The 20,700-nt window shown below is 58.7% G+C and carries 18 protein-coding genes and 2 pseudogenes; 10 read left to right on the forward strand and 10 right to left on the reverse strand.

The window, feature by feature from the left end; all coding sequences use genetic code 11:
- Positions 1 to 52 precede the first annotated feature (52 nt).
- The 6 genes from AC3WMT_RS08425 (at position 53) to AC3WMT_RS08450 (ending at position 6,239) form a co-directional block, all read left to right on the forward strand.
- Positions 53 to 1,114 (forward strand): CobW family GTP-binding protein, encoded by a 1,062-nt coding sequence (locus AC3WMT_RS08425; RefSeq protein ID WP_103303310.1) that lies wholly within the window; start codon positions 53 to 55, stop codon positions 1,112 to 1,114.
- A gap of 383 nt (positions 1,115 to 1,497) precedes the next feature.
- Positions 1,498 to 2,853, forward strand: a complete 1,356-nt coding sequence (locus tag AC3WMT_RS08430) for a nucleobase:cation symporter-2 family protein (RefSeq protein WP_103303309.1) — start codon at positions 1,498 to 1,500, stop codon at positions 2,851 to 2,853.
- 13 nt (positions 2,854 to 2,866) lie between these two features.
- Entirely contained in the window at positions 2,867 to 4,255 is a 1,389-nt protein-coding gene (locus AC3WMT_RS08435; RefSeq protein WP_103303308.1) for an amidohydrolase family protein, read from the forward strand.
- Between the two features lie 152 nt (positions 4,256 to 4,407).
- On the forward strand, positions 4,408 to 4,608 hold the full coding sequence (locus tag AC3WMT_RS08440) for a hypothetical protein (protein WP_103303307.1): 201 nt from the start codon (positions 4,408 to 4,410) through the stop codon (positions 4,606 to 4,608).
- 93 nt (positions 4,609 to 4,701) lie between these two features.
- Positions 4,702 to 5,478: a PoNe immunity protein domain-containing protein gene (locus AC3WMT_RS08445; RefSeq protein WP_103303306.1), complete on the forward strand. Its 777-nt coding sequence runs from the start codon at positions 4,702 to 4,704 to the stop codon at positions 5,476 to 5,478.
- Positions 5,478 to 6,239, forward strand: a complete 762-nt coding sequence (locus tag AC3WMT_RS08450) for a PoNe immunity protein domain-containing protein (RefSeq protein WP_103303305.1) — start codon at positions 5,478 to 5,480, stop codon at positions 6,237 to 6,239. The genes AC3WMT_RS08445 and AC3WMT_RS08450 overlap by 1 nt, the downstream gene beginning before the upstream one ends.
- Positions 6,240 to 6,278: 39 nt before the next feature.
- Here the strand turns inward: AC3WMT_RS08450 and AC3WMT_RS08455 are convergent, their stop codons facing one another.
- Positions 6,279 to 6,725 carry an NUDIX hydrolase gene (locus tag AC3WMT_RS08455; RefSeq protein ID WP_103303304.1) on the reverse strand — a complete coding sequence of 149 codons (447 nt, stop codon included), beginning with the start codon at positions 6,723 to 6,725 and terminating at the stop codon, positions 6,279 to 6,281.
- An 86-nt stretch (positions 6,726 to 6,811) separates the two neighbouring features.
- Entirely contained in the window at positions 6,812 to 6,979 is a 168-nt protein-coding gene (locus tag AC3WMT_RS08460; protein ID WP_177431377.1) for a hypothetical protein, read from the reverse strand.
- Between the two features lie 159 nt (positions 6,980 to 7,138).
- On the opposite strand from AC3WMT_RS08460, the gene AC3WMT_RS08465 reads away from it, so the two are divergent.
- Positions 7,139 to 7,567, forward strand: a complete 429-nt coding sequence (locus AC3WMT_RS08465) for a nuclear transport factor 2 family protein (RefSeq protein WP_103303303.1) — start codon at positions 7,139 to 7,141, stop codon at positions 7,565 to 7,567.
- 81 nt (positions 7,568 to 7,648) lie between these two features.
- Here AC3WMT_RS08465 and mqo read toward each other — a convergent pair whose 3' ends face one another.
- From mqo to AC3WMT_RS08480, 3 genes and pseudogenes are all read right to left on the reverse strand, one after another.
- On the reverse strand, positions 7,649 to 9,295 hold the full coding sequence (mqo, locus tag AC3WMT_RS08470; protein ID WP_103303302.1) for a malate dehydrogenase (quinone): 1,647 nt from the start codon (positions 9,293 to 9,295) through the stop codon (positions 7,649 to 7,651).
- Positions 9,296 to 9,881: 586 nt separating this feature from the next.
- Entirely contained in the window at positions 9,882 to 10,745 is an 864-nt protein-coding gene (locus AC3WMT_RS08475; RefSeq protein ID WP_401299990.1) for a methyl-accepting chemotaxis protein, read from the reverse strand.
- Positions 10,740 to 11,495, reverse strand: a pseudogene (locus AC3WMT_RS08480) (MCP four helix bundle domain-containing protein); the annotation flags it as partial. The pseudogene AC3WMT_RS08480 and the gene AC3WMT_RS08475, both read right to left, overlap by 6 nt.
- 246 nt (positions 11,496 to 11,741) lie before the next feature.
- Between AC3WMT_RS08480 and sodC the strand changes: the two are divergent.
- From sodC to AC3WMT_RS08495, 3 genes are all read left to right on the forward strand, one after another.
- Positions 11,742 to 12,263 carry a superoxide dismutase family protein gene (sodC, locus tag AC3WMT_RS08485; RefSeq protein ID WP_103303300.1) on the forward strand — a complete coding sequence of 174 codons (522 nt, stop codon included), beginning with the start codon at positions 11,742 to 11,744 and terminating at the stop codon, positions 12,261 to 12,263.
- Positions 12,264 to 12,403: 140 nt separating this feature from the next.
- The gene (locus tag AC3WMT_RS08490) at positions 12,404 to 12,718 is read left to right on the forward strand and encodes a DUF2388 domain-containing protein (protein WP_103303299.1); all 315 of its coding nucleotides are present in this window, start codon (positions 12,404 to 12,406) and stop codon (positions 12,716 to 12,718) included.
- Positions 12,719 to 12,798: 80 nt separating this feature from the next.
- The gene (locus AC3WMT_RS08495; protein ID WP_177431376.1) at positions 12,799 to 13,200 is read left to right on the forward strand and encodes a hypothetical protein; all 402 of its coding nucleotides are present in this window, start codon (positions 12,799 to 12,801) and stop codon (positions 13,198 to 13,200) included.
- Here AC3WMT_RS08495 and ligD read toward each other — a convergent pair whose 3' ends face one another.
- The 5 genes and pseudogenes from ligD to AC3WMT_RS08520 form a co-directional block, all read right to left on the reverse strand.
- Positions 13,201 to 15,801: a DNA ligase D gene (gene ligD / locus AC3WMT_RS08500; RefSeq protein ID WP_103303297.1), complete on the reverse strand. Its 2,601-nt coding sequence runs from the start codon at positions 15,799 to 15,801 to the stop codon at positions 13,201 to 13,203.
- 17 nt (positions 15,802 to 15,818) lie between these two features.
- Entirely contained in the window at positions 15,819 to 16,772 is a 954-nt protein-coding gene (locus tag AC3WMT_RS08505; protein ID WP_103303296.1) for a methyltransferase, read from the reverse strand.
- A gap of 11 nt (positions 16,773 to 16,783) precedes the next feature.
- Positions 16,784 to 18,160: an iron-containing redox enzyme family protein gene (locus AC3WMT_RS08510; protein WP_103303295.1), complete on the reverse strand. Its 1,377-nt coding sequence runs from the start codon at positions 18,158 to 18,160 to the stop codon at positions 16,784 to 16,786.
- Positions 18,161 to 18,339: 179 nt separating this feature from the next.
- Positions 18,340 to 19,449: a hypothetical protein gene (locus AC3WMT_RS08515; protein WP_103303294.1), complete on the reverse strand. Its 1,110-nt coding sequence runs from the start codon at positions 19,447 to 19,449 to the stop codon at positions 18,340 to 18,342.
- Positions 19,439 to 20,700, reverse strand: a pseudogene (locus AC3WMT_RS08520) (toxin VasX); the annotation flags it as partial. The pseudogene AC3WMT_RS08520 and the gene AC3WMT_RS08515, both read right to left, overlap by 11 nt.

The raw sequence follows: 20,700 nt of genomic DNA on the forward strand, positions 1-20,700 counted from the left end.
AAGCGTCATCACTCATTTCATCGTGCACCGGTAAATCATCAAGGAGCCTCAAATGAATACTCCCTTCAACGCCCCAACCCCGAACACCAGAATCCCCGTGACCATCCTCACCGGTTTCCTCGGTGCCGGTAAAACTACCCTGCTCAACTACATCCTCAAGGAAAACCACGGGCGCAAGATCGCCGTGATCGAGAATGAATTCGGCGAGGTCGGCATCGACGGTGATCTGGTGCTCAGCTCCGAAACAGAAGAAATCTACGAGATGGTCAATGGCTGCGTGTGCTGCACCGCCGAGGTTCGCGAGGACCTGGTGCGCATTGTCCGCGAACTGGTGGCGCGCCCGGTACGCCTTGATCACATCCTCATCGAAACCAGCGGCCTGGCAGACCCGTACCCGGTGGCACAGAGCTTTTTCATCAATGACCCGATTGCCGAGGAAGTCGAACTCGACGCCATCGTGACCATGGTCGACGCCAAACATATCGCCCAGCATCTGGAGGACCTGCAACTGGACGGCGTCGACAATCAGGCGGTGGATCAGATTGTTTGCGCCGACCGCATCGTCATCAACAAGGTCGATCTGGTCAGCAGCGACGAGGTGGAAGCCCTGCGCGGCAAGATCCGGGGCTTGAACGCCACAGCGGATCTGGTGACCTCGACCCATGCGCAAATCGACCTGAGCAAGATCCTCGGAATCGGCGCCTTCGAGTGCACGCAAAAACTGATGGAAATCGGCGCGGACCAGCACGATCACGATCAGCATGGCCATGACCATCACGCAGAGCACTCTATTGAAGAGCAGGATCACCAACACGACCCAAGCGTGTCATCGGTGGGCATCGCCGTGGACGGCGCGGTCAACCTGATGGCGTTCCACCGCTGGATCAGCGAACTGCGTTCATCCCAGGCCGACAACCTCTACCGCATGAAAGGCGTGTTGGCGGTGGCCAACGAAGACCAGCGCTACGTGCTGCAAGGCGTGCACAGCCTGGTTGAGTTCCGCGCCTCGACCGCGTGGGGCAGTGAGCCGCGCTCAAGCAAGATCGTATTCATCGGCCGCGACCTGGATCGCGCGGCCCTGAACCAGGGCTTTGCCGCCTGCCTGGCAGGCTGAACAAGGCATCGGAGCCGGTGGATGGCGGTTCCGGGCACGAATGACTGATGCCCAATGACACTGAAATCTGTGGAGTAAACCCTGTGTTGAGGTCCTGTGCTGAGGCAACTTATCTGTGGGGAGGCAGTTAATTTGTGGCGAGGGGATTTATCCCCGATGGGGTGCGAAGCGCCCCCAAAACCTGAACTCGCGGTTTATCAGACAAACCGCATTCGCTGGATTTGCGACTGCTGCGCAGCCGATCGGGGATAAATCCCCTCGCCACAGGTTCTCCTCTGAACAGATGACCTCATTCCAGCAAAAGATCTGCAGTGTTCCCGGATCCAAAGGCATCAGACGAATACCCCTCTCAACCGCATAAAAACAGCCAGAGGTGTTTCCCCATGTCGTCAGCCACTCCTTCCTCCGCCGTGCACCCCGTCGACCGGATTTTGCCGGTGCGACAAATGCTCACCCTCGGCCTGCAACACATGGCCGTCTCATACATCGGCGCCATCGCCGTGCCGTTGATTGTCGCCAGTGCCTTGAAAATGTCCCACGCCGACACGGTGGTGCTGATCAGCACAACACTGTTCTGTTCCGGCATTGCCACCATCCTGCAAACCGTCGGCTTCTGGAAATTCGGCGTACGCCTGCCGATTCTGCAAGGCGTGGCCTTCAGCAGCGTGGGACCTGTGATCGCCATCGGCAGCAACCCGGAGGTGGGATTTGCCGGGGTCTGCGGGGCGGTGATCGGTGCCGGGATTTTCACCATGCTGATGGCGCCGTTCGTGGGCCGATTGCGGCGATTCTTCCCGCCCGTGGTCACCGGTTGCATCGTCACCGTGATCGGCTTGCAACTGTTCCCGATTGCTTATGAATGGGTCGGAGGCGGTCGCAACGCCAGCAACTTCGGCGCCCCGGCGTTTCTCGGCGTGGCGGTGGTGGTGTTGCTGACCATTCTGCTGGTCAACCGTTATGGCAGTCCTTTGTTGCGCAATATGGCGGTGCTGATCGGCATGCTGATCGGCGCCGGTCTGGCGTACGGCTTGGGTATGGGCAGTTTTCACAGCGTCGAAGAAGCGCCGTGGCTGACCGTGCCCTACCCGTTCTATTTCGGATTGCCGACCTTCAGCCTGATCCCCATCGCGACCATGGTGGTGGTGATGATCGTGCAGATGGTCGAATCGATGGGCTTGTTCGTGGCCATCGGCGACATCGTCGAAAAACCGGTGGAAGACAAACAGGTGATCAACGGCCTGCGCGCCAATGGTCTGGCCAGCACCATCGCCGGAATGTTCGCCGCGTTCCCGTTTATTGCCTTCATGGAAAACGTCGGCCTGGTGATCCTGACCGGCGTGCGCAGCCGCTGGGTGGTCGCGGTCAGCGGCTTGCTGATGTGCTCGATTGCCCTGGTGCCGAAGGCCGGGGCGATCATCGCCTCGATGCCGACTGCCGCACTGGGCGGCGCCGGGATCGCCATGTTCGGCGTGGTCGCGGCGGCGGGAATTCAGACCCTCGCCAAGGTCGATTACGAGCGCAATCGCTACAACGTGCTGATCGTCGGTTTCACCATCGCCGCCGCACTGGTGCCGGTGCTCGCGCCGACCCTGTTCAAACAATTACCCGAGTGGTCGCAGCCGTTTCTGCACAGCAGCGTGGTCATCGCCTGCCTGGTGTCGGTACTGCTCAACGCCGCGCTGAATGGCGTCAGCGTGCCGGAAACCACCGCCAGCAAATCCGCCTCGCACATTCTCTGAACTGGAGCCTGCCATGACGCAACTGCAAAACATCCTGATCAAAAACCCGGTCGCGGTGATGACCGGCCTGCGCGGCCCGCGTGCCCGAGCGGGTGCCGTAGACATCCGCGTGGTCAACGGGCGCATCGCCGCAATGGCCGCCCACCTGGAACCGCAACCCGGTGAGCGGGTGCTCGATGCGCGCAACAGCGTGGTCTACCCGGGCTGGATCAACACCCACCATCACCTGTTCCAAAACCTGCTCAAAGCCGTGCCCGAAGGTCTGAATCAGGACCTGCAAGGCTGGCTGGCGAGCGTGCCTTACCCACGTCTTAATCGCTTCACGCCACAATTGGCGCGGATCGCCGCACGGCTGGGCATGGTCGAGTTGTTGCTGTCCGGCGTGACGACTTGCGCCGATCACCACTACCTCTACCACGCCCACGGCAGCACCGAGACCGGCGATTTGCTGTTCGATCTGGCCGACGAGTTCGGCCTGCGCTTCGTACTCTGCCGGGGTGGTGCGCTGGAGTCGGCGAGCGCGCATCCGGGCTTCTCGAAAACCGCACTACAACCGGAAAGCCTCGAGCAGATGGTCGGCGATATCGAGCGGCTGAAATCGCGGTATCACCAGGACACCCCGGATGCGCTGCGCCGCGTCGTGGTCGCGCCGACCACGCCAACCTTCTCGCTGCCGCCCACCCTGCTGCGCGAACTCGCTCATACCGCGCGCGGCCTCGGCTTGCGCCTGCACACGCACTTGTCCGAAACGCAAAACTACGTGAATTTCTGCCGGGAAAAGTACAACTGCCTGCCGGTGGAGTTCGTCGCCGAACACGAATGGCTCGGCCCTGACGTCTGGTTCGCCCACGCCGTGCATTTGCAACCGAGTGAAATCCGCATGCTCGCCCAGACCGGCACCGGCATCGCCCACTGCCCGGTGAGCAATGCACGCTTGGGCAGCGGCGTCGCGCCTGTGCCGCAAATGTACGAGGCCGGCGTGCCGATTTCCCTCGGCGTCGACGGCGTGGCCTCCAACGAATCCGGGAGCATGGTCGGCGAAGCCAACACCGCGTGGCTGATCCACCGCGCCGAACAAGGCGCCTCGGCGACTACCGCGGAAGATGTGATCCATTGGGGTTCGGCGGGTGGCGCGCAGGTATTGGGACTCGGCGCCGTCGGCACGCTGGAAGTAGGCCAGGCGGCCGATCTGGTGATCTACAGCCTCGACCATCCACGGTTCTACGGATTCCACGACAGCGCCGTCGCCCCGGTGGTGGCGGGCGAACCGATCACGGTGAAATACAGTCTGGTCGGCGGTCGGGTCGTCGTGGATAACGGCGTGATACCCGGCCTGGACATCGAGCGCATGCGTGCCGAAGCGTGGGAAGGTGTGCAGGAAATGATGAAGGTCGACGACTGATCCCCATTCGATGAGTAACCCTGTGGGAGCTGGCTTGCCAGCTCCCACAAAGTCCTGGGCATTAGCGGCTTCCCGGTTTGTCGACTAAGGTTAATACCTCATCGGATTGAGCCCCTGCCCGCAACACCGGGCTCTTCATCAAGGAGAGACTGATGACGTCCCGCCGCAACATCGAACAGACCTATCGCACCTGGTCCAGCCCTATCCTGCTGGAGCTGAAAAAACGCGAGCACCAAATGGCGCCGGTCGAGCGTCAGGCGCTGGAAAACGTATTGGTGGAAAGAAGGTTGCTGGACGTTGGCAATCCGGACGGTGCTGAGCGCCGCAAAGGCCCGGCCACGCAAAACGACTAGGGGCACTGATCCCGCGTTTGAATCCTTGATCCAGCGTCTGGATTGCTGCACCATCCCGCCGCTTTTCCACGGGACGCAAGGGACGCGACAACAATGAAACGACGCCAGGAATTCCTCGGTAAAAACCAGTACGAGCACTTTCTCAAAGAACATGATGAAGTCATCGAGTTCTTCAAGATCCACCGATTCAAATCCGACACAGATGCTGAGGAAGCGTCGCTGCGTGCCAGCTACTTTCAGACCCTCGCACTTGACAGGTTGATCGTAACCTACACCGCTGGTGCGCCCGTCGAGTGTCTGATTCCCCTGCTTGAAGACCTGCTCGACAAGTACGAAGTGCGCCAGCAAACGCTCGCTGACTACGAGCAATCACCAACGATCTCTCCGCTGGCCATCGATGACTGGCCCGATCAATACGAAGAAGCGGTTCAAGTGATGGGACTGTGCGTTCTCCTGCACCGCCATGATTTGCTCGCGCGTTTCGTCAAACTGATCGACCAGGCGGGTTACGCCGGTGACGACACGCTCTATGAAGATCTGCTGAAGAAGGTGCTGCCTGACCGTCACGATATTGATGAGTGGTACCACGACGTCTATACGCCCCTTATTCAAGCGGTTTACGTCGATACGCCCGAAGAGGCGTCGTCCCGGCTGCAACAGTACTGCGAAGGATGGTACGGCGCCTTTGAACACGCCCCGTGGCACGACACGCACTTGCAGGGTGAAGAAGGCTGTTATGTCGGTTATTGGGCGTTTGAAGCCGCTGCCATCGCGTTTTTGTACGGCATTGATGACAGCAGGATCGATCACATGGTTTATCCCAGGGATCTGGTCCAATACGCGCGGCGCTCAGCAACATGTGAACACTGATGAACAAGAACAAACAGTTTCTCAGCGACTTCCGATACAAGGACTTTCTGGCCTACAGCGTAGAGACCAGAGAGTTCTGGGAGCACCACACCTTTGAGTCAGACTCTGCCGAACAGGAAGCCTCTCTGCGAGCGAGCCATTTCAGAAGCGTGGCCTTTAAAAAGCTGTTGATCTCCTACACCGCGGGTGTCGAATTCGTTGCGCTGCAACCCCTTCTCGAAGAGTTGATCTCGCTATACGAAGTGCGCCAGCAAAAACTGGCAATCAGTGAACAGATAGTCGATATCTCGCCTCTGGCCATCGATACCTGGCTTGATCAATATGAGGAGTGCATTCAGGTAGTCAGCCTGTGCGTACTACTGCATCGAACCGACCTCTTAAAGCGCTTTATCCGTCTTATCGACAATTCCGGCTACAAGGGGCAGGACGCGCTTTACGAAGACTTGCTGTGCAAGGTAGTCGAGGACAGAGAAGACATCGATGAGTGGTTTCACGACGTCTACACCCCGTTGATACAGGCGATTTACGCGGATGACAGGCAAGAGGCTGCCGACTTGTTGGCGACCTATTGCGAGCAATGGTATGGCGCCTTCACCCACGCGCCCTGGTACGACTCTCACCTGGACGGCGACGAAGGAAGTTATGTCGGTTACTGGGCGTTTGAAGCCGCGGCCATCGCGTTTTTGTACGGCATTGATGACAGCAGGGTCGATCACATGGTTTATCCCAGGGATCTTGTCGAGTACGCACGAAATCGTTGAGACCATGCGTCGTTGTTCTTAAAGGAGGTCGCTGCTAAGTCAATCGAGCAATCCGGCGCGCTTGAGCAAATCACCCAGACCCTTCGGCACCAGAGGCGCCTGCTCGCTGAAGCTTGAGTGGTCATGCCAGCGCGCGGTAAAGGGTGCGCCGTCGCTTTCATGGCCAATGATCTGTGCCTGCGCGTACACGCCGGAGTCGGCAAACCTGGCGTCGTAGACCTGGACAATCTCGTGTCCGGGTTTGCCGTTGTAGATGAACAGGCTTTCCAGTGTGCCGAGCAGGCGCACGTCCGTCATGGACAGACCCAACTCCTCTTGCACTTCGCGCACGATGGTTTCGGCGCTGGTTTCGCCGAATTCGATACCGCCGCCGATGGGACGAAAGCAGGTCTGCTGGCTGACCGGGTCACGAAACTCGTTGACCAGAATTTTGCCATTGTGATGAAAAACGCAAAGCGCGAGGGCGCGGATCCGTTGTTCGGCCATGGGTGACGTCCATTTCGAGGTGTGAAGGCGCGGCATTTAAACACGATTCGCGCGGCACACCCCGGACATCATCTTGTGGCCGTATCTCAGACCGGAGAAATCGTCGCGAGCAGTCCAATCAGAATGGTCAGTGTCAGGAAGCCACCCAGGAAAATCGCCATTTTGTTCATGTTGCTCTCCTCAATGCTGAGCTTGCGGTGCACTGGACACTTCGGAATGAAGGTTTGTCGTGAGTGACCGAACTGCCGCGGCATTTTGATCCTGCATCTGAACCGATGACAGAGGCAGATTGAAACGAAAAAAGCGTATCAGATGAAATCTGATCTGTAGGGTGATATTCAGTAGCGACATTAAGTTTGCCCTGACAGCGCTTTGATCTAGAGTCGAAGAACAACAAAAATCCAGAGGTGCAAATGACTGACCTGAACCTGCGGCCCAATGTCGCCGAATCCCTGAACCGCTGGCACGAAATGATCCGTACCGGCGACTTGAGCGCCCTGCCCGCGCTGCTTGATGCCAACGCCGTGTTCCGCTCGCCCATGGCACACACGCCTTATCCGGGCGCCCCGGTGGTTTCGATGATTCTCAACACGGTGTTCGAAGTGTTTGAGGATTTCAGATATCACCGTGAGCTTTCGACCGCTGATGGGCTGAATGTGATTCTGGAGTTCAGTGCCAAGATAGGTTCGAAGGAGCTCAAAGGCATCGACATGATTCGCTTTGATGAGCGAGGCAAGATCGTCGAATTCGAGGTGATGGTGCGTCCCCTCAGCGGCCTGCAAGCCTTGGGTGAACAAATGGGCCAGCGCCTCGGTGCCTACTTGGCAAAAACCAGATCCTGACTCCGCACCTACAGGATTTTCGCCACAAAAAAGCCCACTGACCGTCGCCGGTTCAGTGGGCTTTGTGTGTCAGGCGTCTGGTTACAGAGCCATGTCACGTGCAGCGTTTTCCTTCGGAGCTTCAGCTTTTTCAGCCGCAGGTGCAGCCGGAGCAGCAGCCTGACCGATCACTGGAGGTGTCGGCAGTTCGAGGATCTTGGCGGTGTAAGCCCACTCTGCAGCCACTTTGGCTGGATCGCTGTTCAGCTGGGTGCCGTAGCTTGGAACGATCTGGTGCAGCTTGGCTTGCCATTCTGGGGTCGCGACTTTGTCTTTGAAGACTTTCTGCAGCACGCTCAGCATGATCGGAGCAGCGGTCGACGCGCCTGGCGATGCGCCTAGCAGGCCGGCGATGGAGCCGTCTTGTGCAGCAACGATTTCGGTACCCAGTTTCAGCACGCCGCCGGCGGCTTCATCACGCTTGATGATTTGCACGCGTTGGCCGGCTTGCCACAGGCGCCAGTCTTCGGCTTTGGCGTTCGGGAAGTATTCCTTCAGCGCGTTAAGACGGTCTTCATCCGACAGCATCAGTTGGCCAGCAAGGTACTCGACCAGCGGGTATTCCTTGATGCCGACCTTGGTCATAGGCCAGATGTTGTGGGTGGTGGTGCTGGTCAGCAGGTCCAGGTACGAGCCTTCTTTGAGGAACTTGGTGCTGAAGGTCGCGAATGGGCCAAACAGGATAACGCGCTTGCCGTCCAGAACACGGGTGTCCAGGTGCGGAACCGACATCGGAGGTGCGCCAACCGAGGCTTTACCGTAGGCCTTGGCCAGGTGCTGCTCGGCGATGGCCGGGTTATCGGTCACCAGGAACGAGCCGCCTACCGGGAAGCCAGCGTATTCCTTGGCTTCAGGAATGCCCGACTTTTGCAGCAGGTGCAGTGCACCGCCGCCCGCGCCGATGAACACGAACTTGGCGTCGGTTTCGGTCTTGGTGCCGTCTTTCAGGTTTTTGTAGCTGACGCGCCAGGTGCCGTCTTCGTTCTTGGTGATGTCCTGCACTTCGCTGGACAGTTTCAAGTTGAAGTTAGGCTTGGTCTGCAGGTAACCGGCGAACTGGCGGGTGATTTCGCCGAAGTTCATGTCGGTACCCAACGGGCTCCAGGTGGCCGCGATTTTCTGGTTCGGGTCACGCCCTTCCATCATCAGCGGGACCCACTTCTTGATCACAGCCGGGTCTTCGGAGTACTGCATGCCAGCGAACAGCGGGCTCGCTTGCAGGGCTTCGTAGCGCTTTTTCAGGAACTTGATGTTGTCATCGCCCCACACGAAGCTCATGTGCGGAGTGGTGTTGATGAACGAGCGAGGGTTCTTCAGAACACCTTGCTGAACCTGCCAGGCCCAGAATTGACGGGAGACCTGGAACGCTTCGTTGATCTCGACCGCTTTCGGGATCGTCACGTTGCCTTTGTCGTCTTCCGGGGTGTAGTTCAGCTCAGCGAGAGCCGAGTGACCGGTACCGGCGTTGTTCCAGCCGTTGGAGCTTTCCAGGGCGACGCCGTCGAGGCGCTCGACCATTTCCATCGACCAGCTTGGCTCCAGCTCATTGATCCACACACCGAGGGTGGTGCTCATGATGCCGCCGCCGATCAGCAGGACGTCGACTTTCTTTGCTTCGTCAGCATTGGCGGATGTCATCCCCATCGCCAAAGCCAGACCCAGCAGGGCTGTGTTCACTTTTTTAAACATCTGTTGCACCTATGATAAAACGCCTTCCGCCCGCCGCTGTTGTGCGTGTGAGGCCCCTCTTCTGCAACGCTCAGGCTAGCGTCGCGGGTTCCGGCACACTTCAATTTTGACGGGTGGGCACACAAGGCCGATGTACCGCATCGACCTCAGTTAATGTCCCTTCTGAACTGACTTCTTATCATTATTGGCTTCAGCTACTTGAGCGACAGGGATTCCGTCGGCCCGCCCAAAAGGCAAGCAAACTGAATAAGGTCAAACCAAGTTGGCGCGAAGAATATCACGTCAGGACAAACCCGCGCGTCTGTTCCCGACTTGAGAGTCTTTTTCCGCTCAGGGGCTTATCGGCTGGCAAGTGCCGAACATGACCCCAGCGCGGCCCTTGGCTGAATCCTCTCGCTTAAAGTCATCGTTTTGATGTTGTGAATGCAATTGTGTTTACACCATAGCCCAATGTGGGAGCTGGCTTGCCAGCGATAGCGGTGTGTCAGTTAACATCAATATTGAATGTGCCGGCCTCATCGCTGGCAAGCCAGCTCCCACATTGGGCTGTGGTGTTCGCAGGGTTACTGCACATCTGCTCCAGCACTCACAACCGAAACCGATCCACCGACTGCGCCAACTGCCCCGCCAGACTCGACAACTCATCTGTGGTGTTCGCCGTCTGGCCGATTACCCGGCTATTGCCCTCGGACATCCCGGCAATCATCTCCACCTGATGGGCAATCTCGTTGCTGGCCTGGCTCTGCTCGCCGATGGTGCGGGTGATGTCATTGACCAGTTGTGTAGTGCTCAACGTTGCCTCAAGAATTTCCCGAATCGCCCGCTCGACGTCAGCCGTCACCGCCATGCCCTTGTCGACCTGCGCCACGCCCGCCTCCATGCTGCTGACGGCCTCGCGAGTACTGTGCTGAATGCGTGCGACCATCGCGGCGATTTCCTGAGTGGACGCGCTGGTTCGCGCCGCCAGGCTGCGCACTTCGTCCGCCACCACCGCAAAGCCCCTGCCCTGCTCACCGGCTCGCGCGGCCTCGATGGCGGCGTTCAGCGCCAGCAGGTTGGTCTGGTCGGCAATACTTTTGATCACCTGAATGATGTTGAAAATCGCTTCGGACTCCTGATCCAGCGTGCGGATCACCTGCGCCGACTGTTGCGCCGAGCGGGCAATATCGTCCATGTCGCTGACCACTTGATGGATCACCTGCCCGCCATTCTTCGCCAATGACTCGGCCTGGTTGGCCATGCCCAGCGCGCGCTCGGCGTGTCGGGTGATTTCCTCGATGCTCGCGGTCATCTGGCTGGCGGCGGCAGCCATGGTCCCGGCGGCGACGCTTTGTTGCTGGCTGCTGTCGGCGACCTGATGGCAGCCATGGCTCAACTGCTCGCTCATGCCACTGACACCATGGGCATTTCGGCGCACCACGTCGATCATGTTGCGCAAGTCCCGCTGCATGGTCGCCAGGGTCCGAATCAAGACGCTGGCCTCGTCCTTGCCGGACGGCTCGGCGATGGACTCGCTGAGATTGCCGTGAGCGATGCTTTCGGCGATCCGGCTGGCCGTTTTCAGTGGCCCGAGGATGCTCGACATCACCCAGCGCCCCTGCGCCAGCAGCAACAACAGACTGGCAATCAGCACTAGGCCAAGAGCGAGATTGGCATTGCGGATAGCCGCTTCGGTGCCTTCGCTGGTCTGTCGGGTGTTGGTTTCGATCAATTCACTCAGCGCCGCCATTTGCGTTTCGAGCTGACTGAACGCGGTATTGAACGTAGCGAGTTCCTGCTGCGCCGCATCCGGGTTGTCCAGTGCCAGCCCGACAATCCGCTCACCGGCGTTGATGTATGTGTCGAGACTCGGCTTGATCTGCTCCAGCGCCGTGCGCAGGGTCGGGTTGATTGGCAACTTGAGGTTGTCGTCGAGGACCTCGCGGAAATGCCCGGCGTGTTCTTTGATCGAGTCGCGCACTTCGGCGGCTGTCCCGGTACTTTTGCCTAACCCCACCAGCATCGCCGAATAGACGTCGGCGCGCAGGGCATCGTGCATCATGTCGGCCTCCATGTGGTTGCGCAGCGCGCTCATGCTGACGGCGTTGTCGTTGACCGCTGAAGCCATGTGCACATTACCGACGTAACTGACCACCCCCATGATCAAGGCTGTCAGCAGACTGGTAACAATCAGCAACACTAAACGCAGTTTGATCGACACCTTGCAAATCCTCCCCGGGCACGCTGGAAAGCCCTGTCAGACCTTGAGTTAAGCCTATTTGCGCCAATCTGCCGCGCCAGAGCGTGTCAGCGAATGTCAACGCAGGACGGCAGCACCGGCAAAACTTTCGGATTGTGCGAAGAGTCTCACTTTGAACGCCGCGGGATCGCGCCTTCATCGCCTGTTAATGGGCAAAGGCTATTGAGTCGGTCCTTCTGAAAACTCGTGCAGCACAAGGAAACGCTTATGAAACGCGCACTCTGGTTGGGACTACTCGGCACCCTCGCTATTGGCACCGCTCAGGCGGCGAGCGAGAAAGTCGCCATCAATCTGGTCAGCGCCGATGGTGCACCGCAGGCGATTGGCGCCGTCACCATCAGTGAAACGCCGTATGGCTTGCTGTTCACTCCCGATCTGAAATCTCTGCCGGCCGGGGTGCATGGTTTTCACGTCCATGAAAACGGCAGTTGCGAGGCCGGTATGAAAGACGGCGTCAAAGGCGCAGCCCTGGCGGCTGGCGGTCATTTCGATCCGCAAAAAACCGGCAAGCACCTCGGTCCTTATGCGGACGGACACCTCGGCGATTTGCCGGCGGTTTACGTGACGGCCGACGGTATCGCCAACTATCCGGTGCTGGCGCCGCGGCTGAAGAAAATCAGTGAGATCAAGGGGCATGCACTGATGATCCATGCCGGCGGCGATAACCATGCCGACATGCCCAAGCCCCTTGGCGGTGGCGGCGACCGCATGGCCTGTGGCGTGATCTGACCACTGCATATAGGAACGGGCAGCCCGCAACGGCGCTGCCCGCACTCCATATGAATCTCCCACGGAACTCCCGCCCTCCGCGCACCTCTCACATTATGTAGTACTTCCCTTTTGCTTCGCGCTTGTGGAGGAATACCGTCATGCGCAAGTTAGTGCTCGTTTCTTCTTTACTCTTATGCCTGCCCGTCGGTTCGGCACTGGCCCGCGTCGATGCGGGCGATGTCGCCACTTCGGCAGGTGTCTCCGCGTCGCTGTACTCGACCTTCAAGGATCACAAAATGGTGATTCCGGCCCGTGACGACTTGTCTGCATTCGTCGCCAGTGGCGGGGCCATTCGTGGGGTTTATCTTGAGTCGGTGCTGCAACAGGTTCGCCAGGAAAACCCTGGCATCAACGCCAGCGATGAAGACCTCGCCAATGCGATTCTGGTGCATTACGAAGGTCTGAATCAGTAGCTGTCAGATGCGAAGCGGCCGATGGACGGCTGCTGACGGCGCATAGGCAAAAATGTCCGACGGCCTCTATGATGGAGGCCATGACGACTTCTGTGCCGTTGCGCTCACCCTGCCCGCCCGGCGCCTGCAATTGCGGGCGCGACCCGCTGCTGGAGAAACCCGGTGCGGATCTGCGCATCCTGCGCCTGACGCGCGAGGAAGAAAAACGTCTGCTCGCGCGTCTGGAGATGCTCAAGGATCTGGCCGACCTCAGGCATCTGCAACAACGGATGTTTGAACAACTGGGTATCCGTGTCGATGTTGCCCCAGGTTTCAATGAAGTGCGCACGATGCGCGGCATTGCCATTCAGATCGAAGAGCTGCCGGGGCTGTGTCGCAAGACGCGTCAGGCAATTCCGGCCGCAATTCGCCGGGGCCTGGAAAACCATCCGGAAATTGCCTTCGAACTGCTCAACGCCCACGACTTGTTGCGCGATACCTGATCACTTCTTCATCCCGACCCGTTTGCGCATTTCTGCGGTGATGCTCTGGCGGGTTTTCTTCATGTCCGCCCAGGGCTCGTCGCCGACTTCTGCCAGGCGTTCATGGACGTTGTGGATATTCCACTGATTGCCGCCCTTGATCTCGGCCACTTCTTCCCGGAACAACGGCACCGACACCGGCAACCCCTCACGGGTGCGCGCGGCATAAGTACAAATGGTCGTTGCGCCGAGACCATTGCGCAGATAGTCGATGAAGATTCGCCCGACGCGGTTTTTCGGCCCGGACACCGCCGAAAATCGATCCGGCAACAGCTTGGCCATATGACTGACGATCGCGTGGCTGAAATCCTTGACCTCATCCCAGCCGAGCTTGCGGGTCAACGGCACCACCAGGTGAATGCCTTTACCGCCGCTGGTTTTGAGAAACGCCTTGAGCCCCAGTTCATCCAGCACCGTGAGGGTCAGCGCGGTGGCTTCGACCATGCTTTTCCAGGGCAGCGCCGGATCCGGGTCGAGGTCGAGGACGAAGCGGTCAGGCTTGTCGAGGTCAACCGTGGTGGCGTTCCAGGTGTGCAGTTCGACGGTGCTCATCTGCACCGCGCCGATCAGCGCTTCGGCGTTGTTGATCAGCATCACCGGTTGCCCGGTGACATCCTTGTCCAGCGTGGTGATGCCGGGGATCGCCAGACGTTCGGCGTTCTTCTGGAAGAACAGTTCGCCGGCGATGCCGTCCGGCGCCCGCACCAGCGCGACCGGACGGTCCTTGAGTTGCGGCAGGATCCATTCGGCGACGCTGGCGTAGTATTCGGCCAGTTGCATTTTGGTAGTGCCGCTGACGGCGTCGATGACCCGATCCGGGTGGGTAATGCGCACTTTGCCGCTGGCCAGGCCGAGCTGCGATGGCGCAGTCTCCGCCGGTTCGGATTTGCTCGCAGCGATTTTTTTCGGGGCTTTCTTCGCGGCGGTTCTGCTCTCTGAAGTCTTCACGGGTTTCGCTCGCTCCTCAGTGATGTCCTTGGCCGGTTTGTCCTCGCGCAAACCATGGAACACGGCATGACGCACCGAGCCGTCCTTGGTCATTTCGGCGAACGCGACTTCCGCCAGCAGTTTCGGTTTCAGCCAGTGCACGCCTTTGGCTTCGAATCCGTTCGGTGGATTGACCACGGCAGCTTTTTTCACCTGCAACGGTTTGAGTTGCGCGAGGATGCTTTTCAGGGTGGTTTCATTAAAACCGGTGCCGACCTTGCCGGCGTAGCGCAGCTCGCCGCTATCACGATCATGCAGGCCCAGCAGCAACGCGCCGAAGGCACTGCGCGAGCCTTTCGGATCGGTGTAGCCAACGATCACGAATTCCTGGCGATGTTTGCATTTGAGTTTGATCCAGTCGCTGCTGCGCCGTGAAACGTACGGCGAGCCGAGGCGTTTGCCGATCAGACCTTCCATCTGCATCTGACAGGCGCTGTTAAGCAGCGCATCCGGGGTTTCGTCGAAGGCTTGGGAAAAGCGCAACAGCGGTTGCTCATGAGCACCGAGCACCGTTGAAAGTGCCGCACGGCGTTCCTCGACAGCGACTTCGCGCAGGTCGACGCCGTTGAGATACGGCATGTCGAACAGGTAATAGAAGATGTTGGCACTGCTGCCGGAGTCGAAGGCATTCTGCAGCGCCTGAAAATCCGGCACGCCGTGTTCGTCGGCGACCACCATTTCACCATCGAGCCACGCTGACTCCAGTTTCAGTGCAGCCAGCGCTTCTGCCTGTTTCGGCAACTTGTGCGTCCAGTCGTGACCGTTGCGGGTGAAGAGCTGAACCTGTTCACCCTCGATCCGCGCCATGATCCGGTAACCGTCAAACTTGATCTCGTAGCTCCAGTCACCTTCCGGTGCGCTGTCGACCAAAGTCGCCAGTTGCGGTTTCAGTTGCGCGGGAATTTTCGCCTTGTGCGCGCCGGTCAGCGTGCCCGAAGCTTTCTTGCGTGGTTTGGCGGCAGGCTTCTCGATGGGTTTGACCTGCCTGGCTGCAAGCTTGGGTTTATCGACCAGAGTGCGCTCACTCAAAACACTATCCGGCTCGGCCACCAGCACGTCGTAATCATCCTGCGGGCGGGCGGCGCTGTCCTGATGCTTGATCAGAAACCAGTTTTCCTTCTTGCCCGGCATGTGCGTGCGCACCAGATTCCAGATCCCGGCGAGTTTCTCGCCCTGTAACTCGAACTTGAGCTTGCCTTTGACGTAGGCCTTTTGCGGGTCTTCCAGTGGGATCCATACCCCGCGATCCCAGACGATCACATCCCCGGCGCCGTAATGCCCTTCGGGAATACTGCCTTCGAACGTCGCATAATCCAGCGGGTGGTCTTCGACATGCACTGCCAGGCGCTTGACCTTGGGGTCGAGCGACGGCCCTTTCGGCACCGCCCAGCTCTTCAGCGCGCCATCGAGCTCCAGGCGAAAGTCGTAATGCAGGTGCGAGGCGTCGTGTTTCTGAATGCAGAACTGCAGGGCGTGATCCGCTGTGGTCTTCTTGCTCGAACGCTTGACCGCGGCTGGCTCCGACGTCGCTGAGAAATCGCGCATGCGGTTGTAGTCGTCAAGGTTTCTGCTCATGGCGCACCTGCCCTGTTTCAGCCAATACGAGTCACAGTCAAGGCGACCACGGCGATCCGGTCGACCCGTTGGTATCCCGGGTTGAGCAGTTCCTCGCCGAAGACATCCGGATCGATTTCCCGGTAGGTCCAGGCGAACCGTGCTTCATCGAGCCGTGGCAACACCGTGTCGAGAAACGGATCGCGACCATCGACCATCGCCACGCCGGTATAGAGCAGCAACGAGCCGCCGGGCGTGAGCCGATTGAGGGCTTGCTCGACGATGCGCAACGACAGCCCGGCGCCCAGCGTGCCACCGCCATGCCGGTAGGCCCGCGCGGCGGGATCGGCCATATACGGCGGGTTGGCGACGATCAGATCGAACTCGCCGTCGACGCCTTGCAGCAGATCGCTGGCATGGGCTTCGACGTTGGCGACTTCCGCCAATGCCGCGTTAATCGTGGTCAGGCGTAGCGCGGCGGGATTGATATCCAGCGCCAGCACTTGCGCTTCGCGGCGGGCGCGGCCGATCAGAATGGCGCCTACGCCGGCACCGCAGCCGATATCCACGGCACGATGAATCGGTGCGAAGTTCTGTTGCAAATGGGCGTGAATCAGTTGGGCGAAACGATAGGTGTCCGGGCCGAAAAACACCGAATCCGCGGCCTCGGTGGGATACGCCGAATGCACGAATAGCAAGTCGTCGAGGCTCGACCAGCGTACGCGGCTTTTCAGGTGACCTTCGTAGGAATCGATGACTTGCGCATCCTGTAACTGCCGTTGCTCATCGGCAGACAACAGGCCCGGCGTAAAGGGCCGCGACCAGCCAAACACATCGCGCAGGGAATCGGCGAACTGGCCTTCGTCACGCTGATTGACCCGCTGATGGGTCAGCGGCGTCGGGGTGATGAAACGATAGCCGTCAGCCTGCAAGCGCCGGCCCAGTTGCAGCAACGCAAGATCGTCGGTGGACAGTTGTTCTTCCTGATTCATTGCTGATGTCCTTAAGGCAGGCGGGATTTGAGTTCGATAAACCGGCGAGTGGCAAGTAGCCCGGCAGGATGCGCATGCCGCGCCGGCGCCAGCCACGGAATAAGCGCGGCCATTTGTGCGTGGCCATCAAGCCCTTCCAGCGCGGCGTTGAGCTGCTGCACGTCGGGGTCCTGTTCAGGCACCTCAATTGGTGAGTTGGCCGGCGCGTGTCGGCGCAACGCCGTGGCTTTTCGCGCCGGTTTCCAGTCGCCGGCAATCCAGTCGTGGACCAGCTGTTTCTCGTAGGCGCTGAACACGCCGAACATCGCTGCACCATCGCCGTCGATCAACTGCCAGAAGCGACTGGCCTGCGGGTCTTCATGACGCTTGATCCAGCCTTTGTCCTGCAGGGCTTGCAGGAAGCCCGGCAAATGCGCCGGTTCTGCCAGCCACTGGTTGACGGTTTTGCCTTCGAAACGGCAATAGTCCGAGTGCATGTGCTGGGCGAACGGGCACTTGCGCTCGAGCATCGCGAGCAATTCGTTTTCCAGGTCAAAACCTTCGATGATCGCGCGACTGCCCTGCCCCAGATCATTGAGTCGATAACCCAGCGATACCCGCCGCAGAAAATCGGCGCGATCAGCCTCAAGCGGCAACAGGTCAAGTACCGCTTGTACGGCTTTCTGCGCATGGCCGGTGCTGGCGTTGTCGATGGTGACGTGCAAAGTGAAGTAATACGGGTCGATGCCCAGCTCGCTAAGCTCGTAACTGCTGATCAGCAAGTGCAACGGCAGCTGCTCGTAGCCGAGGTTGTAGCCGATGACTTCTGGCAAAAACTCATCGCCGCAGACGCCGAGCGCCAGTTGCAGGGCGCCTTGTAGATAACGCTCATCGGTAATGGGACCGGCGTGGTCGAGGTCGTGTTCGGCCAGCAGTTTGCGGTAGATCACCACATGGTTCTGCGCCGGATTGCCCTCACCAAGCTCTTCCAGATAGGTGCAGAGCAAACCGCTGAAACGTGGATCGCGCCAATGCTGCAACAGCCCGTACAACCAGGCACCATCGACCAGTTTGGTCGGGCCCACCGCTTGCAGGAAGTACAACGCCTGAGCCTTGTTTCTGAAGAACTGCCGTGGCCCGCCGGCCTTGCGCTGTTGCAGATAATCAGCGTATTGCCGAGCGACATCGGCGCAATGCGCGGCGACCCAGGCGTGCCAGGTAAAGGGGTCTTGCGGCAGCTCTTCGGGCAACGCCGCGGCACATTCCAGCTGTTGGTGCAGGAACGTTTGCGCAAGGGCTTGCGGGTTTTCCTCCCTTAGCAGCGCTTCATAGACGCCACGGATATTCCCGGCGGGTTCGATCGCTTGTTCTTGGGCTGGCACGGATTGCAGGGGTGTCAGGACAGTCATGGCAATATTCTCGGTCGATTGTCAGGACGCTGTTTCGCGCCTCTACAGCAGCAGAGGGGTTGCGCATGGCAAAAATTCAATCGAGCTGAAAAATGCCCGGACGGACGGAGCAGTTGATGAATCCGTGAACGAGACCGAAGGCTACATCTGCAGCGCATTCCGGGGCGAATCCCGGGCATTCATGCCACTCGCTGCACCTGGGCAAAAATTTCCGTGATGGGCCGCTGCGGCTGACGCTTTTGCAACTGCCGCACCTGCTCACTCAGCCGCAGCAACTCCTCACTTGGTTTGGCCCATTGATCTTCCGGCAGCGGCTCCGACCACTCGCGCATGGCTTCGGGCAATGTATGTTTGCCAATCCTTTCGAGGCGCCGCACTTCCCATTCGACGAGACGGTTGGGAATCGTCCACAGAGTCATGACGTGGTACAGGTACCAGAAAAACCCTGACAGCCGAGTGCGCGAACCATCGCGGATCTGTTGATGCATGCGCGTGCGGGCATTGCGAAAGGTGTGCAGGCCTTCGTGGGGCGGGTCGTCGGGGCCTTGCAGGTCTTGCAGATCCTGAATCAATTTGAGGTCGTTGACCTCGTACTCCATGTAGCCGCGAATGGCTTCCCAATGGCTGATGGCGAGCGGCAGCCCGGCGCAGGGGAATTCGAGGCTGGTGAGGGTTTCGCCGTGGTAGAAACCGATGCCCATGCCGTATTGACGGTGGATGCCGTATTGGGTTGCGCCCTGGGCTTCGATGATCCAGGCGGAGAGGGATTCCCAGGGGACGAAGACGGGTTCGGTTTCGCCTTCGGGCATGAAGCAGACTTCGCGGCGTTGGCGGTTGAAGCGGGTCGGGATGATTGAGGCGCGTTTTTTGTGGTTGTGGTGCCAGACGCAAAGGCCGATAAGGAGCATCAAGCATCCCACCAAGAATGAAACCCCTTTACCTTCATTGAAAAGCCCTTCTATGGCATGAGAAACGTCGTCCCAGCCCTGCCCGAATAAAAAGAACATGAAGCCACCGATTAGCGGAAGCAGAAACGCTGCCGAAAAGGCAACACTGAATGGTCCCCCCAACGTCATTTGCCACATGAAAACTTGTGGGAATCCCAAACCAAAATCCATGTACACCTGATTCAACTCCCCAATATGTGGCCCGTAAGGTGGCATCGGTGTTGGTAAGGGCAGCGGAGCGAGATAGGTAATTTTCCCACCTGGAAATGGCTCGATATCGCCTGCTTTTCGTGGCGGTTCAAGCTGCGGAGTATCTGTTGGCTTGTCGAGACTATTCGGCATGATCGGCTCGCTCCAAGAACTGGGTTTCGACAAGCAATACCGGTGGATTTTCTTTTACTAACTGAGGAACGACTACAGAGAAATGACCTTCTTTTCGAGGATCCAGATGGATGACTTGAGTTCTCGATGCCCACTCACCTTTGGCGTTCATTCTTTGAATACAAACTGCCAGTTCAAGGGTTTCTTTCGCCGGAGTGAATTCAGAGTCGAAATCCACCGGGTACTGAAGGCAGAGCACCAGTTTTTCTGGAGTGGACTCAACAATGCGTAAGCTCCTGACAACTTCATCACTGATGACGTCCTTGCGCTCCCGTGGTGTTCCTCGACTGTGAAGGGGAATGGAAATACGGTGCGCGCCGATGCCCAAGCGATGTTTCGGCTTACCGCCAAAAGGAGGCAGCAGATCACTCAACGTCAGTCTTGGCAGCACCAGATGGATATCGCCGGGTTTGGCTTTGAACAGCAAGTTCTTCAGCCAGGAGTCGTATGGGTTTGGCCCAAGTTGGGCGTAAGGCGCGTGAATCAGAAAAGCCAGGTAACTTTGATAGTCTTCCAGTGAATGGTCGCCGCGCGTCTCTGCGTCCCGGCTCCAAGGTGTGAGTTTCAGCCACTTGTCGTGAGCACTAATGTTGTAGCGATTGAACAACCAAGTGCCGCTCAACTCGAGTACTGTGAATAACGCGCCTGCCAGATTAAAGCGGAAAAACACGGTAGAAAGACGTGTGCCAGCGGCGGCCCAGGCGGCTGTTCGTGCAGCCTTGTTTGGTGCAGTCAGTACTGTGTAACCTGCGTGTAATGTGTTGCCTAAACCATAAGCATTGACGGTCGTCATTCCACCAGCACCCAATGTGCTCAGTACAGCCGCGCCCTTTGCCGAATAGTTTCCGCTGCGGATTGCCTGCTGCAGATTTTGATATTGATTTTTAAGGCTAATCGCTGAAGCCACCAGACCAAAGCCATAGGTGAGCATGCCCAAACCAATATGCAACTTCCCCATCTGCACATATACATGCTGCAAGGCATGAGGTTGAAGCGCAGCTACAAGCGCAGTGCTACGAGCCTTCATTGCTGTATCAGCAAGACTTTGAGCCGCTGTAAAACCCGCCGCCCCAGTCGTCGCCAATGCACCGTAAAGTGGAGCCCACGTCCGCTTGTTGTTGGCCTGTTTGGTCAGTTCTTTGATAACCCCCACCAAATTCACCACCTGCACCAAAACCACCACCAACCCCATCCCCTCCGTCTTCACCAGAC

The organism is Pseudomonas sp. FW305-7, from assembly GCF_058786735.1.